The organism is Umbribacter vaginalis, from assembly GCA_001552935.1.
Taxonomy (GTDB): Bacteria; Actinomycetota; Coriobacteriia; order Coriobacteriales; family Eggerthellaceae; genus Berryella; species Berryella vaginalis.
Genome location: KQ959705.1, coordinates 276876 through 277683, shown reverse-complemented (window position 1 = coordinate 277683; position 808 = coordinate 276876). Strand labels below are relative to the sequence as shown.

General features: G+C 42.5%; 1 protein-coding gene. It reads left to right on the top strand.

The window, feature by feature from the left end:
- Window positions 1–808 (top strand): ABC transporter substrate-binding protein (locus HMPREF3190_RS05910; RefSeq protein WP_066781283.1); only part of this gene is annotated, 808 nt, incomplete at both ends.

Here is an 808-nt window from a genome sequence, read left to right as displayed (position 1 = left end):
ACATCCGAAATCGGTTATTGGCGTTGGAGCGTCTTCGTTAGCAGAAATCTGCTTTTTGCAGGCACAAGACAAAGTTGTTGGCGTTGAAGCGGCCGAGAAACAAGACATACCAAGATGCGTGTATCGCCACGTGTTTCACGATAAGTTTGCTAACTTACCTGTTATTGGTGAAGGCGGCAAAAACGGTGTAACGCCTAATGAAGAAGCTATTTCTGATCTTGCTCCAGACGTGATTTTCGCCACAATCGATAAAGAAAAAGCAGACATACTGCAACAGCGTACGGGTGTTCCCGTTGTGTGCATTACAGTGCAGGAACAAGTATTTAGCGATTCGTTCTATAAAGATATAGAGCTCATGGGAAAAGTGCTTAACAAAGACAAGCGTGCTACCGAAATAATAGACTATACGAAGAAAATGGAAGCCGATCTTACTTCGCGCGTAAAAAATGTTACTCCGAAAAGTGCGTATGCTGCTGGAATTAGTTACCGCGGCGGACACGGTTTTGCTGGCACCGAAGCAGGATTTTTTCCTTTTGCCATCTTAAAGCTCAAAAATATTGCTGACGTTAATGACAAAACAGGGCCTTATAACATCGACTTGGAAAAAGTTTCAGCCGATCAGCCCGATTGCATTTTCATCGAAAGCAATAACTTCAAGATGGTAGAAAAAGACATTCAGCAAAACCCCGACTACTTCAAAAATCTTAAAGCAGTACAAAACAAGCAGGTATTTTCACTGGTACCCAATCGTTATTATGCACTCAACATAGAACTTGCCATTGCAAATTGCTACCAAGTAGGCCATTGC